Annotated in this window: 16 protein-coding genes; 7 read left to right on the plus strand and 9 right to left on the minus strand. The window is 70.3% G+C overall.

Annotated elements, in window-relative coordinates; all coding sequences use genetic code 11:
• Positions 1–65 precede the first annotated feature (65 nt).
• The 6 genes from KBZ10_RS13165 (at position 66) to KBZ10_RS13190 (ending at position 3,545) form a co-directional block, all read left to right on the plus strand.
• On the plus strand, positions 66–419 hold the full coding sequence (locus tag KBZ10_RS13165) for a DUF4333 domain-containing protein (RefSeq protein ID WP_210987763.1): 354 nt from the start codon (positions 66–68) through the stop codon (positions 417–419).
• Between the two features lie 183 nt (positions 420–602).
• A complete protein-coding gene (locus KBZ10_RS13170) occupies positions 603–1,049 on the plus strand; it encodes a hypothetical protein (protein WP_247702282.1) in 447 nt (148 codons plus the stop codon).
• An 80-nt stretch (positions 1,050–1,129) separates the two neighbouring features.
• Positions 1,130–1,918, plus strand: coding sequence for a hypothetical protein (locus KBZ10_RS13175; protein ID WP_210987764.1), 789 nt, complete (start codon positions 1,130–1,132; stop codon positions 1,916–1,918).
• Positions 1,915–2,430, plus strand: a complete 516-nt coding sequence (locus tag KBZ10_RS13180; protein WP_210987765.1) for a hypothetical protein — start codon at positions 1,915–1,917, stop codon at positions 2,428–2,430. The genes KBZ10_RS13175 and KBZ10_RS13180 overlap by 4 nt, the downstream gene beginning before the upstream one ends.
• 44 nt (positions 2,431–2,474) lie before the next feature.
• A complete protein-coding gene (locus KBZ10_RS13185) occupies positions 2,475–2,972 on the plus strand; it encodes a hypothetical protein (RefSeq protein ID WP_210987766.1) in 498 nt (165 codons plus the stop codon).
• Positions 2,973–3,032: 60 nt separating this feature from the next.
• Positions 3,033–3,545 (plus strand): hypothetical protein, encoded by a 513-nt coding sequence (locus KBZ10_RS13190; RefSeq protein WP_210987767.1) that lies wholly within the window; start codon positions 3,033–3,035, stop codon positions 3,543–3,545.
• Between the two features lie 69 nt (positions 3,546–3,614).
• On the opposite strand, the gene KBZ10_RS13195 is transcribed toward KBZ10_RS13190, so the two are convergent.
• Entirely contained in the window at positions 3,615–3,911 is a 297-nt protein-coding gene (locus tag KBZ10_RS13195) for an MTH1187 family thiamine-binding protein (RefSeq protein ID WP_210987768.1), read from the minus strand.
• A 105-nt stretch (positions 3,912–4,016) separates the two neighbouring features.
• Positions 4,017–4,781, minus strand: coding sequence for a bifunctional 2-polyprenyl-6-hydroxyphenol methylase/3-demethylubiquinol 3-O-methyltransferase UbiG (locus tag KBZ10_RS13200; RefSeq protein ID WP_210987769.1), 765 nt, complete (start codon positions 4,779–4,781; stop codon positions 4,017–4,019).
• Between the two features lie 70 nt (positions 4,782–4,851).
• On the opposite strand from KBZ10_RS13200, the gene KBZ10_RS13205 reads away from it, so the two are divergent.
• A complete protein-coding gene (locus KBZ10_RS13205) occupies positions 4,852–6,792 on the plus strand; it encodes a prolyl oligopeptidase family serine peptidase (protein ID WP_210987770.1) in 1,941 nt (646 codons plus the stop codon).
• Positions 6,793–6,871: 79 nt separating this feature from the next.
• On the opposite strand, the gene KBZ10_RS13210 is transcribed toward KBZ10_RS13205, so the two are convergent.
• From KBZ10_RS13210 to KBZ10_RS13240, 7 genes are all read right to left on the minus strand, one after another.
• A complete protein-coding gene (locus KBZ10_RS13210) occupies positions 6,872–7,909 on the minus strand; it encodes an SURF1 family protein (protein WP_210987771.1) in 1,038 nt (345 codons plus the stop codon).
• 191 nt (positions 7,910–8,100) lie between these two features.
• On the minus strand, positions 8,101–9,243 hold the full coding sequence (locus KBZ10_RS13215; RefSeq protein ID WP_210987772.1) for a hypothetical protein: 1,143 nt from the start codon (positions 9,241–9,243) through the stop codon (positions 8,101–8,103).
• Between the two features lie 197 nt (positions 9,244–9,440).
• The gene (locus tag KBZ10_RS13220; protein WP_210987806.1) at positions 9,441–10,016 is read right to left on the minus strand and encodes a SigE family RNA polymerase sigma factor; all 576 of its coding nucleotides are present in this window, start codon (positions 10,014–10,016) and stop codon (positions 9,441–9,443) included.
• 453 nt (positions 10,017–10,469) lie between these two features.
• A complete protein-coding gene (locus KBZ10_RS13225) occupies positions 10,470–11,573 on the minus strand; it encodes an aspartate-semialdehyde dehydrogenase (RefSeq protein WP_210987773.1) in 1,104 nt (367 codons plus the stop codon).
• Positions 11,570–12,841 carry an aspartate kinase gene (locus tag KBZ10_RS13230; protein ID WP_210987774.1) on the minus strand — a complete coding sequence of 424 codons (1,272 nt, stop codon included), beginning with the start codon at positions 12,839–12,841 and terminating at the stop codon, positions 11,570–11,572. Before KBZ10_RS13230 ends, KBZ10_RS13225 begins: the two co-directional genes overlap by 4 nt.
• A 282-nt stretch (positions 12,842–13,123) precedes the next feature.
• On the minus strand, positions 13,124–13,786 hold the full coding sequence (locus tag KBZ10_RS13235; RefSeq protein WP_247702284.1) for a TrkA family potassium uptake protein: 663 nt from the start codon (positions 13,784–13,786) through the stop codon (positions 13,124–13,126).
• The gene (locus KBZ10_RS13240) at positions 13,779–15,161 is read right to left on the minus strand and encodes a TrkH family potassium uptake protein (RefSeq protein ID WP_307847385.1); all 1,383 of its coding nucleotides are present in this window, start codon (positions 15,159–15,161) and stop codon (positions 13,779–13,781) included. Before KBZ10_RS13240 ends, KBZ10_RS13235 begins: the two co-directional genes overlap by 8 nt.
• Positions 15,162–15,307 lie beyond the last annotated feature (146 nt).

The raw sequence follows: 15,307 nt of genomic DNA on the forward strand, positions 1-15,307 counted from the left end.
TGGGCACCTCTGGCCAGTATGCTTCCCGCGTCCTCCTACCGCGATAGCCCAGGCCGGAGTCCACCATGACCGTAACCCGGTTGTCCGCAGCAACCACGATCCTCTCGGCCGTGGCTGCCAGCTTGCTGCTCTCCAGTTGCTCAGCCTCGGTGGACGCCGACAAGTCCACGCCCAAATTGTCTGCTGACAAGCTGGCGACCACCGTCTCCGAGAAGCTCGCCGCCACAACCGGTCAACCGGAGCCACGCATTGACTGTCCCGAGGACCTCGCCGGTCAAGTTGGCAACACCACTCGGTGCAAGCTCACTGCGGACGACGGCAGCACACTGGGTGTGTCGGTCAAGGTGACCTCGGTGGAGGGCGACCAGATCAACTTCGACATCAAAGCCGATGAAAAGGCATCCCCGGCTAAGAACTGACTACCCTGCCGCTTCACGCCGGGTCCCAGCGGAGAGTCTGCGGGCCCTAACGGATTCGACTACGTTGATCGCAGCGCTCCGGGTAGAGGTACTGTCCACCCGGCGGCGAGGCAAGAAGCCTGTTCAACGAATCTCTTGCGTATCGGGCAATTTCTGCAGCCCCACGGGGGGAGATATGGAGCCATGGCAGATCCGGGAGAAGAAAAGACGGGCAGTAACGGATTGGGACATCCCACCGGGACGATGCAGCTGAACGAGCTGCCTGACGACCGCAGATGGTTCACCAGTTCCTCAGGCTCCGCCGCAGGAGGGAGAGATCTCACGTCCTCACCGGCCGCGAAGAAGGCAGCGGCGAAGGCCATCGAGAACCACATCGAGCCCGGCACCCGCAAGGCCGGCGACTGGGCGGACGTCGACACCGGCAAGGCCGTCAAAGGCTTTCGTGACGGATGGCTCACCTCAGAGGCTTTGAAGAAGGCCCACGAGACATGGGGCGATCAGGTCCGAAATCTCATGAATCGGCTCGCATCGGAGAAGGCGGCGCTACGGAACGCCAACACGGTGCTGACGAGCACGGATATCGAAACCGGGGCAAGTACGCGCTCTGTATCGGTGCTCCGAGGATACTAAAAGGGCTGCGCGAAGAACCCGGTGGTGTGCGGCTGCACCACCTATGGGCCGTCGAGTAAGGAAGCGGAGCGGGGGAGTTCATGCCAACTTATCGCGAGATCAGGACCACAAACCTGTCCTTACTCACCACGGCCGCCAGCCGCTGGGATGGGATGGCGAAGGAGTTCCGCAGGCAAGAGATCGCCTACAAGCGGGATGTGTACGGCATTTCGATGGGCAACACATGGACCGGATTGAGCGCGGAAGCCGCTAACCAGCGTTTTGCGGCAACCCTCAAGGAATTGCGGAACGCGCAGGTCCAAGCCAGGGCGGTGGCTTCGCTGCTGCGCGACGCGCATACACAGTTCACGGATCTACGCAAGAAGCTCGAGTCCGCTCGAGCGGATGCTCTCGCGGCTGACATGACGGTCTCGGAAGAGGGCGTAGTGGCCTTCGATACAGACGGGCTCAGCGATCGCCAGCGCACCACACTAAACCACGACCCCGGCTATCAGCAGTCTGTGCGCACCGCTGTCGAATCCTGGCAGGCCCGCATTGACAAGATCGTGAAGGACGTGGGAGATGCCGACCGCGGCGTCGAGATCGCTCTCCATGCGGTAGTGATCGATTCCGAGGGGCGCGACGGCTCTTTCACCGGCTTCAACGGCCAGGCGCTGGGCGACATTGAGAAGTACGAGGCCGCAGCGACCAAAGATGCCCGGACGAAGGCCAACGGGTGGGTTGCCGAGGGCGGGGCGTCGAGTTCCGGCCCTGGTGTTGGTACGTCGGCCAGTGGCCCCGACCCGGATCCGGCAAGATGCAGGAGATCGGGGCGCATGCCGATCTCGGTCGCGCAGGTGCGGAGGGCTCTCTCACCAACGGGCCGGTGAGGCTCGCCGGAACGGCTGAAGCCTTCGCAGGCGCCAAAGCTTCCGCTAGCGGCGGCGTCACCAACGAAGGGATCAAGGGCAGCGCAGGGATCTTTGCAGGCGGCGAGGCCACGGCCTCAGCCCGTGCCGATGTCGGCCCGGTCGGCGTCTACGGGCGAACCGGAACCACAGCGGGGGCTGAGGCTGGTGTCAATTCCGGGGCCTCACTCGACGATTTGGGAGCGAGTGCCGAAGCGTTTGCAGGTGCTAAGGGGTCCGCTGCCGCCGGTGCGGACCTCGGAGGAATCGGGGTGGGCGTCACGGCCGAGGGCTGGGCCGGCGCTGGTGCTGAAGCGAACGTGAACTATGAAAGGGACGACAACGGCGTGTGGGAGTTCTCCGCCAAGGCGGGCGTATCTCCCATCGTTGGTGGCGCTCTGGGCTTTGAGTTCACCGTTGACCCGGGGAAAGTCGCCGACACCGCGAGGGATGCTGCCGACGCTGTGGGGGACATGTTCGACGGCGTCTTTTAGCGCAAGCTCCACAGGTCCGCTGCCGTAATTGACCAGGATATGAGATGCCAGAACCTCTGCCTGTACCGATCAAGTTCCAGTTGCCAGAAGGTTGGCGCGCTGCGCCTCCAGATGAATTGGGCGTACCGGGTGCGGCGTTCGTTGCGCTCCATCCACATCCGGATGCGGGGTTCACCGCAAACATCACGATCGATGGCGAGTATCGCCCGGACACGGCGACGCTGCAGGAGATCGCTCACGAGTCCGTGGAGCGCTTGCGCCAGGCCTCTTCATCGGTCGACGTTGTCGAACGCCGCGAGATCGGCTCGGCAGATGCCCCGGGCCTCACCCAGAGCGTGGCCATCTCGACCGTCGCCGCCGGCGCGCGGCTCGAACTGATCCAGGTGCAGGTGTACCTGTCCATGCTCGACCCCGGTGATCTACGGAAGCGGGCGGTCGTCCGCCTGGTGCTGACCGCCACCGCCTCCCAACACAGCGCCGTCCTGCCCGACTTCCAGGAGTTCCTGCGCACAGTTCATCCGGACACCGGCGCCGTCTCGTAGCGCGCCCGACAGAGACTTGCGGATCTTGTACCGATGAGGTGTCCCTCATAGGTTGTCGCCATGGGACTCCTCGACAAGCTGGCCGGAACCAAGCATCCTCCCGAGGGGGCCGATCACGGCTCGGCCGAGGAGGTACGGACGGCCCTGCTCGGCCTCAGCCGGCCCGACGTGCCCTACGTCGTCCGCAACGGTGCCGAGGACCGCGCCGACCTGGTGGCGGAGTGGCGTATCGAGGAGCCCACCTGGCAACCCTTCTTCCTCCGATCCCAGTTGACGCACGCCGTGCGGATCCGGATGCGCCTGGTGCCGGAGGACCGCGAGGTGCGGGCCCTTGAGGAGCAGTGGGCGGTCACCCGGGTCGGGAATCCGCCGCGGCTTGCGATCTCGTCGGAGTACTCGCGCGGACCGAACAGGACCGTCACCCGCCGCTGGACGCTCGGCCGCGGGGACAGCGGACGCCTTGAAGCCACGGAGACTTTCCGCTTCGACGGCACCGGACTGCGGGACCCCCTGCGGGACGCCGTGCTGAAGTCCGGCTGGACCTGGCGCGGAGTGCTCTTCGGCAAGCTGTGAGGCCGACGGAACGCCCTCGGTCGACGGTGCCCATGAGCATCGGCGCGCGCAGCGGGCCACGCGTGCGGATCAACCGTCGCCGAGGAGCCGTTCCACCGTTTCCACCTTGGTGGTGAGGCCGTTCGTGACGCCCTGGCGGATGTCGGCCTTGAGGACGAGGCTGACCCGGCCCGTGCGGGCCTCGACCGCCTGGACGGCGCGCTTGACGACGTCCATCACTTCGTCCCACTCGCCCTCGACGCTGGTGAACATCGCGTCGGTACGGTTCGGCAGGCCGCTCTCCCGTACGACGCGCACCGCCTCGGCCACGTCTTCGCCGACGTCCTCGCCGGATCCGATCGGTGTCACGGAGAACGCGACGATCATCCTTGGTCACTCCCTCGGGTTCGGTTGACCGCTGGGCTGCTGCCGGCCCCGCCGGTCCTGCTCGCTCGTCCTGCTCGTCCGATCATGCCCGGTGGTGGCCCGCCCTCAGAGCCGGGTGGCGCGGAGCGAGTAGAGCAGGGGGACGCGGGGGCGGTCCGCCGGGTGGCGGGGGCCGGGCCGGCGGGGTTCGAGAGAGCCGAAGCGCTGGAAGCGGGTGATGTCGTGCTCGTGCAGGAAGTCGATGCGCAGGCCGGTCCCGGCGATGGCGGTGACGACCTCGCCCATCGGGTGGCGGACGGCCTGGCTGTCGAAGTCCGGTTGGCCTTCCGGTGATTCGTCGAACGGGTCGCGGCTGAAGTGGTCGCGTACTATCCGGGCGCCGATCTCGTCGTCGAGGACGCCGGTGAGCGGGTGGAACTCGGTGAGGTGCAGAAAGCCGCCCGGGGCGACCAGGGCCGCCGCCGTCTCGGCCCAGCGCCGCAGGTCGGGGAGGTGGGAGAGGGTTCCGGCGCCGGTGTGCACGATGTCGTACGCGGGGTCGGGTACGGCCTGCGCGGCGTCGTAGACGGGGGCGGCGACGAAGGCGGCGCGGTCCGGGCCGAGGCCCAGGTCCGCGGCGAGTTCCCGGGCGGCCTCCACGGCGGCCTCGGAGCTGTCGAGGCCGACGACGTGCCGGGCGCCCCGCCGCACCCAGGAGAGGGTGTCCAGACCACTGCGGCAGCGCAGGTGGAGCAGGGTTCTGCCGGTCACGTCCCCCACTCCGGACGCCTCGATCTCGCGGATCGTGTCCTGCCCGTGGCGGAAGGCGTCGAGGTCCTGGGAATCCTCCGGCTCGGGCCGGTCGTCGGAGGCGGCGCGTCTCGCATGCATGCCGGGCACGTTATCCACAGGCTGAGGACCGCACCAGCGGGTTGTCCCACGTCTCCCGCAGAATGGGGGCATGACCGACGAGACCTCTGCCCGTTCCTCCGCCCTGCCCGCGTCCGCGTCCGCCACCACCGGGGCCGCCGTGCCGGCCGGGGCCGGTGGTGTGCCCGACTGGGAGCTGCGGTTCCGCGCTCCGCGGGCCGGGCTGCCGGAGTGGGCGGAGGACGCCCCGGACCGCTCGCTGTTCGTCTCGAACGCCACCGGCGTCTTCGAGCTGTACGCCTGGGACCGTGCCACGGGCGCGCAGCGCCAGGTGACGGACCGGCCGAACGGCACGACGGACGGCGTGCTCAGCCCGGACGGCCAGTGGATCTGGTGGTTCCGCGACACGGACGGGGACGAGTTCGGCGTCTGGATGCGGCAGCCCTTCGGCGGCGGGGAGGACGAACCGGCCGTGCCCGGCCTCGCCCCCTCCTACCCGGCCGGGCTGGCCCTGGGGCGGGACGGCACGGCGGTCGTCGGCCGGTCGGTGGACGAATCCCCGGACGGCGCCCACGGTGACGATGACAGTGACGGTGACGGCGCCGGCCGCGAGGTGGCGCGGGGCGACGGCGGGCGGGAGGGCGGCTCATCCGTCCATGTGGTGCGGCCCGGCGGCGAGCCGGTGGAGATCTACCGGCATCCGGAGTCGGCGGGCGTCGGCGCGCTGTCGTACGACAGCTCCCTGATCGCCCTTGAGCACACCGAGCACGGCGACGCCATGCACTCGGCGGTCCGCGTCGTCACGCTCGACGGGGCGACGGTCGCCGAACTGGACGACACCAAGGGCGGCGCCGAGGAGCTCGGGCTGATGGTGATGGGCTTCGCGCCGGTCGCCGGCGACTCCCGGCTGCTGGTCGGGCACCAGCGCGGCGGCCGCTGGGAGCCGATGATCTGGAATCCGGTCACGGGCGAGGAGACCGCCCTCGCCATCGACCTCCCCGGAGACATCGGCGCCGGCTGGTCCCCCGACGGTTCGGCCCTGCTGATCGAGCACAGCCACCAGGCCCGCGGCGAGCTGTGGTGGTACGACCTCGCCACCCGCGCCCTGTCCCGGATCGAGACGCCCGCCGGCACGGTCTCGGGCGCGACGGCGCGGCCGGACGGCAGCGTGGAGTTCCTGTGGTCCTCGGCGGCACAGCCGCCCGAGATCCGCTCGACCACCGGCCGGATCGTCCTCGATCCGCCGGGGCCGAAGGCGCCGGGCTCGGTGCCGGTCAGCGACGCCTGGGTCGAGGGGCCGGGCGGCCGGGTTCACGCGCTGGTGCAGAAGCCGGCGGGCGAGGGGCCGTTCCCCTGTGTCTTCGACATCCACGGCGGGCCGACCTGGCACGACAGCGACGCCTTCGCCTCCGGCACGGCCGCCTGGGTCGACCACGGCTTCGCCGTCGTCCGCGTCAACTACCGGGGCTCCACGGGCTACGGCCGGGAGTGGACGGACGCGCTCAAGCACCGCGTCGGGCTCATCGAGCTGGAGGACATCGCGGCTGTCCGGGAGTGGGCCGTGGAGTCGGGGCTCGCCGACCCGGAGCGGCTGGTGCTGTCCGGCGGTTCCTGGGGCGGCTATCTGACGCTGCTCGGTCTGGGCACGCAGCCGGAGTCCTGGTCGCTGGGGCTGGCGGCGGTGCCGGTCGCGGACTACGTCACGGCGTACCACGACGAGATGGAGGCCCTCAAGGCGATGGACCGGACGCTCCTCGGCGGGACGCCCGAGGAGGTACCGGAGCGGTTCGAGGCATCCTCGCCGCTGACCTACGTCGACAAGGTGCGCGTCCCGGTCTACATCTCGGCCGGGGTGAACGACCCGCGCTGCCCGATACGCCAGGTGGAGAACTACGTCCGCCGCCTGGAGCAGCGCGGCGTGCCGCACGAGGTGTACCGGTACGACGCCGGACACGGATCGCTCGTGGTCGAGGAGCGCATCAAGCAGCTGCGGATGGAGATCGACTTCGTGCGGCGGCACCTGGGCATGTGACCCCGGCCCGGCCCGGGGCTCAGTTGGGGCGGAGGGCCGCCGGGCGGCGTGCGTGCGCGGCAGGCTTCCGCCGTGCGGTTCAGGCTTCCGCCTCCCGCGCGGGTCCGGTTTCCGCCCGGGGACGCCCGTCGCTCCGGCTGGTGGGCGTCCCCGCCGGGCACGGAAGTACGGGCTCGTCAGCCGGGGCGGAGGTGTCCGGGGCGGCGGCCTCCGCCTCCGCGGGCTCTGCCGCCTCGCTCGTCCCGGCGGAGAGCACGGACGCTCCGGCCGTTGCCGGGCCGGCGGACGGTGCGGGCCCGGCCGGGGCCGGGGCCGTCCCCCCTCCGGCGGACGGTGCCGGGCCGGTGGCCGGGCCCGCGGGGTCCGGGGTGAGGCCCAGGGCCAGATCGCGCTGGGTCTCGACCTCCCGGCGGAAGAGGCGAAACCACATGAAGAGCACGAAGCCGGCGAAGACGAACCACTCACCGGTGTAGCCGAGGTTCTGGAAGGCCTTGAGGTCGAGCCCGGTGTTCTGGGCGACGGCGGGGGGCACCGGGCGCAGCCCGTCCCTGCCCTCGGTCAGGGTGATCCAGGCGTTGTGCACCTCGTCCGGCACGACATTGACGAGTGCGGCGGCGCTGATGATCCCGATCTGCCCCTCGGGCAGACCGCCGGCGCGCGCTCCCTCGGACCGCCGGTTCTCCGGGGCCTGGAGCGCGCCGGTGACCGTGACCTCGCCCTTCGGTGGCGCGGGTACGTCCGCCGTGTTCGCGTCGCCGGGCAGCCAGCCCCGGACGACCGGCAGGGCCGGTCCACCGGCGGTGCGCAGCAGGGTCAGGACGTAGAAGCCGTCCCGGCCGTCCAGCCGGCGGTCGGGGACGAGCAGTTGGGTGCCGTAGGTTCCCCTCGCCTCGGCGATCCTCCCGGTGGTCCGCTGGGTCACCGGCAGTAGGCCGGCCAGCGGCTCGGCGGTCTGCCGGGCCGTGGACTCGGCGCTCTGCTGCTGCTCGCGGTGGGAGTCGGCGCGCGCCTCGAACCGGCCGAGCTGCCAGCTGCCCATGAAAAGGCAGAAAGGAATGGCGAGTGCGGCGAAGACATTGATTCCCCACCAGCGGGGAGTCAGCAGAAACCGGTACACACCCCCACGGTACGGGGAGACGGCCGCGGAGCGGATGCCGGGGTGTGCGGAACCGCGCCGCCGGGGCCTGAACCCCCGGCGGCCGTGCGGAGACCCGCGGCCGCGGTTCCCGGGAGCCCCGCGAACTCCGGACGTCCGGACCGGGAGGTCCGGGCCGTGGAGCCCCGGGAGACCCCCGGCCCGGCCGGGGTTCAGCCGGCGATGACGCCGGTGCGGTAGACCGTCCCCGCGCAGACATTGGCGATCGTCACCGAGGCAGCGGCCGGTTCACCCGACTCGGGGGTGTGGGTGAGCACCACGCTCCCGCTGGACGGTGGCTCCTCGGCGGTCGGCGACCCCATGGTCTGGTCGCCGCCATCGGAGGTGGTCCCCTCCCCGCCGCCCGGGCTGCCGGAGGTCTCCGGCTCCGGAGAGGTACCCGGGGTCGGGCAGCCGCCGGCCGCGCCCCCGGCCGGCACCCAGGCGAATCTGATCTCGAACGCCTTGCCGGGTTCGAGGATCAGCTTCTGCACGTTCGCGGCCGGATCCGGCAGGCCGGTGGCGGCGTCGCCGAGCGTGTGGTCGACGACCTGGACGTCGTCGGCCGCGCCCTGGGGGACCGCGGTCACCAGCCCGGGACCGGAGACGGTGCAGGTGGTGTCCGAGACGTTCACGAGACGGAAGCTGCCGTAGATCTTGCTCTCCGCGTCGGGTTCCCCGGAGAGAGCGGTTCCGTTGCCGAGCTGAGTGCGCTCGCAGCTCGGCGAACTGGCGGCCATGCCCTCGGTGGGGCTGGCACCCGCGCCCGCGGTGCCGCCACCCGGCTGCTGTTCGCCTCGGCTCTTCCCGTTCTCCCCGGCCGCCTTGCCGCCGTCCTTCTCCGCGGCCTTCCCGGGCTTGCGCTCCGCGGCCGCACCACCCTCGGATTCGCCGCCGGTGCCGTCGGCGCCGCCCTGGGTCCGCTGGCTGCTGGCCGCGTTGGCCCGCTGGTCCTCGGCGGCCGTGCCCGGGTCCGCGACCCGGAGCAGGCCCGGTACGGCGGTGCCGGCGAGGAGCACGGCCGCGGCGGCACCGACCAGCGCCTGCCGCTTGCGCGCGCGGCGGGCCGGAACGGCGTGCCGCAGATGCTCCAGCGAGTCGCGGGACGGCTCGATGTCCTCCACGACGGTGCGCAGCAGCCGCCGCAGCGCCTCCTCGTCCATGGCCGGTCCGGGCGCACCGGTGGAATCGGCCGGTGCGGGGCGGCCGGTGGTGCCGGCCGCCTCCGGGCCTCCGGCGCTGCCCTCCGGGGACTCCGGAGCTCTTCCGCCCCCCGGCTCGCCGGTGGCTCTCAGGGCTCTCAGCAACTCCTCCACGCCGGAGCCTCCGGATGATCCGGAATCTCCGGGGATTCCGGGGATTTCGGGGATTCCGGGGGTTCCGTGCGCCTCCGCGCGTCCGTCGCCTCGGGCCGCGCCCTCCGGCCGGCCTGAGGGTTCCGGCCTTTCGGGGCGTGGCGAGGTGCTGGAACGGTCCAGCCCCTCGGGGCCGTCCGCTCCCTGCTGCAGATCTGTCATGCCGGGGCCTCCATGGCGACGCGCAGCGCCGCGATCCCCCGTGATCCGTATGCCTTGACCGAGCCGAGCGATATGCCGAGCGTGTCCGCCACCTGCGCTTCGGTCATGTCCGCGAAGTAGCGCAGGACGAGGACCTCGCGCTGCCGGCGCTGCAGTCCCCGCATGGCGCGGATGAGCTGGTCCCGTTCGAGTTGTTCGTAGGCGCCTTCCTCGGCGCTCGCCATGTCGGGCATGGGCTTGGAGAGCAGCTTGAGCCCGAGGATGCGGCGGCGCAGAGCGGAGCGCGAGAGGTTGACGACCGTCTGCCGCAGGTACGCGAGGGTCTTCTCCGGCTCGCGGACGCGACTGCGCGCCGAGTGCACCCGGATGAAGGCTTCCTGGACGACGTCCTCGCAGGAGGCGGTGTCGTCGAGCAGCAGTGCGGCGAGACCCAGCAGTGAGCGGTAGTGCGCACGGTAGGTCTCGGTGAGGTGGTCGACTGAGGTGCCCGCTGCCGTCACCTCGTCAGCGCCCTCGCGCTGCGACGGGATACGGGCGGGCTGCGCTGCGGGCATCGGGGCGATCACCGGCATCCCGCCGAGTGCGCGCGGACGGGGCGGGCGCAGAACCGCCGCTCCGCCCCCAGGGGTTGCTGCCATGCCGAATGCCTCTGCCACGCTTGTTGGACACGCGACCCCCCGCCGGGGTTGTACGCGCGCGCCACCACGTTTGCCGATGCATCGAATGCCCTCATGTGCACAGTTCATCCCCCAATGCCCCATTGAGTTGAGCGACTTCGAGGGACTGCTGCAAAGACGCTCCCCGCCGGGCCGCGGTTGCAGCGGGGCGGGGAGCGCATCGTCGAACAGAATGATGATCCAGTTCAAGCGCCCTTGATCATCATTACGGTCACAAAGTCTTCACAGAACCCGCAAAGCGTCCACATTCTAGTGCCTGGGACAACCTTGTCGAACGGATTCCGTCCGCCGGGCGGGCACTTCGTCACGTCACCCTCACATCCCCCAGCGTTCCGTAAGGGATCCGCGTCACACCGCGGCCGTCAGCTCCGCGGCGACCACCTCGGCGATCTGGGCGGTGTTGAGCGCCGCGCCCTTGCGGAGGTTGTCCCCGCAGACGAAGAGCTCCAGCGCGTGCGGATCGTCCAGGGAGCGGCGCACCCGGCCGACCCAGGTCGGGTCGGTGCCCACGACGTCGGCCGGGGTGGGGAACTCCCCCGCGGCCGGGTTGTCGTAGAGCACCACACCGGGGGCGGCGGCGAGGATCTCGTGCGCCTGGGCGACCGTGACCTCGTTCTCGAACCGCGCGTGGACGGTCAGCGAGTGCGTGGTGACGACGGGCACCCGGACGCAGGTCGCGGTGACCCGCAGATCCGGGAGCCCGAGGATCTTCCGGGACTCGTTGCGGACCTTCAGCTCCTCGGACGTCCAGCCGTCCTCCTTCAGCGAGCCGGCGAACGGCACCACGTTGAGGGCGATCGGCGCCGGGTACGGGCCGAGGTCACCGACCACGCGGCGGACGTCGCCCGGCTGCGTGCCCAGCTCCGTCCCCGCGACCTTGCCGATCTGCTCGCGCAGCGTGTCGACGCCCTCCTTGCCCGAGCCGGAGACGGCCTGGTACGAGGAGACGATCAGCTCGCTGAGGCCGAACTCGGCGTGCAGCGCGCCCATCGCCACGATCATCGACAGCGTGGTGCAGTTCGGGTTGGAGATGATGCCGCGCGGGCGGATCCGGGCGGCGTGCGGATTGACCTCGGGGACGACCAGCGGCACGTCCGGATCCATCCGGAAGGCGCCGGAATTGTCCACGGCGACCGCGCCCTTGGCTGCGGCGACGGGCGCCCACTGCGCGGACACCTCGTCGGGCACGTCGAACATCGCGACGTCCACGCCCTCGAAGGCCTCCTCGCCGAGCGCGACGACCTCGACCTCCTCGCCGCGCACGGTGAGCTTCCTGCCCGCCGAGCGCGGCGAGGCGATCAACCGGATCTCGCCCCAGACGTCCTTGCGCTCGGAGAGGATGCCCAGCATGACGGTGCCCACGGCACCGGTCGCCCCGACGACGGCGAGGGTCGGCTTGCGGCCGGCCCCGCCGCCGGTGGCTGTGCCGGGACCTGTGCCGGCGGTGCTCATCGGCCGGTCCCTCCGTAGACGACGGCCTCGTCGCTGTCGCTGTCCAGGCCGAAGGCGGTGTGCACGGCACGCACGGCCTCATTGACCTCGTCGGCGCGGATGACCACGGAGATACGGATCTCGGAGGTGGAGATCAGCTCGATGTTGACCCCGGCCTTGGAGAGCGCCTCGAAGTAGGTCGCGGTGACGCCCGGGTTGGTCTTCATGCCGGCACCGACCAGCGAGACCTTGGCGACCTGGTCGTCGTAGCGCAGCGACTCGAAGCCGACGGCGTCCCTGGTGCGCTCCAGCGCCGAGATGGCCTTCTTGCCGTCGGTCATCGGCAGCGTGAACGTGATGTCGGTGAGGCCGGTGGTGGCGGCCGACACGTTCTGCACGACCATGTCGATGTTGATCTCGGCGTCCGAGATCGCGCGGAAGATCTTGGCGGCCTCGCCCGGCTTGTCGGGCACCCCGACGACCGTGACCTTCGCCTCGGACGTGTCGTGCGCGACACCGGAAATGAGTGCCTGCTCCATCGGCTGGTCCCCTCGCGGTTCGTTGCTGACCCAGGTTCCCTGCAGTCCGGAGAAAGAGGACCGCACGTGGATCGGGATGTCGTATCGGCGTGCGTACTCGACGCAGCGGTGCAGCAGCACCTTGGAGCCGGAGCTCGCCAGCTCCAGCATGTCCTCGGACGCGATCCAGTCGATCTTCCGGGCCTTCTTCACGACCCGCGGGTCGGCGGTGAAGACGCCGTCGACATCGGTGTAGATCTCGCACACCTCGGCGTCGAGCGCCGCGGCGAGGGCGACGGCGGTGGTGTCGGAACCGCCGCGGCCGAGGGTGGTGATGTCCTTCTTGTCGGCGGAGACGCCCTGGAAGCCCGCCACGATGGCGACGTTGCCCTCGTCCACCGAGCTGCGGATCCGGCCCGGCGTGACATCGATGATCCGGGCCTTGTTGTGGACCGAGTCGGTGATGACACCGGCCTGGCTGCCCGTGAAGGACTGCGCCTCGTGGCCCAGGTTTTTGATCGCCATCGCCAGCAGGGCCATGGAGATCCGCTCTCCGGCGGTCAGCAGCATGTCGAACTCGCGCCCCGAGGGCATCGGGGACACCTCTTCCGCGAGTTCGATCAGCTCGTCCGTCGTATCGCCCATCGCGGACACCACGACGACCACTTGGTGGCCGTTCTTCTTGGCTTCCACGACCCTCTTGGCGACGCGCTTGATGCCCTCGGCATCGGCGACGGAGGAGCCGCCGTACTTCTGTACGACAAGGCCCACGGTGCGCTCCTCGCAACTCTTGTCTTCCGGGGACCCCGCGGCGAAGCGGAACCCAGCGGTCGGCTCAGTTTATCGAGCGGGTGAAAACGGACGCCCGGGTTTCACCCACTGAGACACCGTCTCAATACATGATCACCGGGCGGGCGTCCCCACCCGCTCCAGCGACCACCCCTGCCCGGTTTCCGGCACCCCACACGGGAACGAGACGCAGCTCACGTACCGAGACGGTACGTAACGGGATGCTCACGAGCCCGCACCGGGAGGGGCCGCGCGCAAGCCGCCTCACGGAAGGTCGGCGAAGCGTTCGACCTTGTCGATGCTGCCCAGGATGAGGATGACGTCCCCATAGGCCAGGACGGTCTCGGGCGTGGTGTAGGTGAACTCGCCGCCCGAGGGCTGAACGGCGACCACGGTGACGTCGTGGCGGCTCCGCACCCGGGCCTCGCGCAGCGGCACCCCGACGAGTTCCCTGGGCGGACTGACCTTGACCAGCGCGTGGGCCGGGTCGAGTTCGATGTAGTCGAGCATCCGGCCGGAGACCAGGTGGGCCACCCGCTCGCCCATGTCGTGCTCGGGGAAGACGACGTGGTGGGCACCGATCCGGTCCAGGATGCGGCCGTGCTGAATGCTGATCGCCTTGGCCCAGATGTTCTCGATCTCCAGCTCCGTCAGGAGCGACGTGACCAGGATGCTGGACTCGATGTCCGAGCCGATGGCGACCACGGCGCGCGAGAAGTCGGGCACCCCCAGCTGGCGCAGGGCCTCAAGGTCCGTGCAGTCCGCGGTGACGGTATGGGTGAGCTGCCCTGCCAGGCTCTGCACCACTTTGGACCGGTTGTCGATGGCCAGGACCTCGGTGCCGTGACGGGTGAGCTCCAGCGCCAGGGAGCTTCCGAAGCGGCCCAGGCCGATCACGACGACGGGTTCCCTGCTCAGGTCAGCCAACGATGGTCCTCTCCTCGGGCAGCTCATAGCGGCGGGCGCGGTCGCGCAGGGCGAGGGCGGACGCCACGGTCAGGGGTCCGAGCCTGCCCACGAACATCAGAACGGTCAGCAGCACCTTCCCGGCCACCGGCAGATCACCGGTGATCCCGGTGGACAGACCCACCGTGGCGAAAGCCGAGATCGCCTCGAACAGTACGCGGTCCAGGCTGTAGGAGGTGATGACCAGCAGGTTGAAGGTCGCCAGCGCCACACCGCCGACGCTCAGCAGCACGATGGCGAGCGCCTGCCGCTGGTTGCCCTCCGGCACCCTGCGCCGCCCCACCTGCACACCCGGCTCGCCCCGCATCTCCGCCCACAGGACGAACGCGAGCAGACCGAAAGTGGTCACCTTGATCCCGCCTGCCGTGCCCGCGCTGCCCCCGCCGACAAACATCAGAACGTCGGTCGCCAGCAGACTCTCCGGCAGTTGCGCCGAGGTGTCGATGCTGTTGAAACCGGCAGTGCGGGCATTCACCGAGGCGAAGAAGCCCGCCAGCCACTTCCCGGGGGCTTCCAGAGGGCCCAGGGTCCGCGGGTTGCCGTACTCGGCGGAGGTGATCACGACGGTGCCCAGGACGAGAAGGACCGCCGTGAGCACAACCGTGATCCGGGTCAGCACCGACCACGACCGCGGCCGCCGCCAGCCCCTCGCCAGCTCGAAGACGACGGGGAACCCGAGACCGCCGACGACGACGGCAGCAGCGATCGGCAGGCACACCCACGGGTTGTCCACGTACCCCATGAGGCTGTCGGAGTTGAGGGAGAAACCGGCGTTGTTGAAGGCGGAAACCGCGTGGAACACGGCGTCGTAGAGGGAGACACCCCACGGCCGGTCGTGGACGGTCAGGAAGACCACGGCGAGCACCGTCGCCACCACCGCCTCGCTGATGAGGCTGAACAGCACGATGTTGCGCACGACACGGCGTATCCCCCGCATGCTGAGCGTCTTGGTCTCCATCTGCGCCAGGAGCCGCGTGCGCAGCCGCAGCCGGCGGGACACCAGCACCGCGACGAGGGTGGACAGCGTCATGATGCCCAGGCCCCCGGTCTGGATGAGCACCAGGATGGTGATCTCCCCGAAGGCGGACCAGTGGCCGGCGGTGTCCACGGTGACCAGGCCCGTCACACACACCGCGGACGTCGCGGTGAACACCGCGTCGACCAGATGCGTGCGCTCACCCGTCTCCGTGGCCGCCGGCAGCGACAGCAGGAGCGTGCCCACCGCCACCGCCGCCGCGAACCCGCCGACCAGCACCTGCCCCGGATGGCGCAGCGGGGCCGCCATCCCGGGGCGGTAACCGCCCCGCCCGAAGCGCTTCGCCACGACACCGGTCACCGGGGCACCGCCGGAGCCGCCGGGCGGGCCGGGCGGGCCGTACCGGTGCTTCCCTGCGATCGGCCCACCGCCGTCATGGCCCGCACGTCATTGCCCCGCACTCCGCGCTCCGCTCCGCTTTTTCCGTGACACGCCACCCATCATGC

The sequence above is a fragment of the Streptomyces sp. F63 genome (assembly GCF_018070345.1).
Taxonomy (GTDB): domain Bacteria; phylum Actinomycetota; class Actinomycetes; order Streptomycetales; family Streptomycetaceae; genus Streptomyces.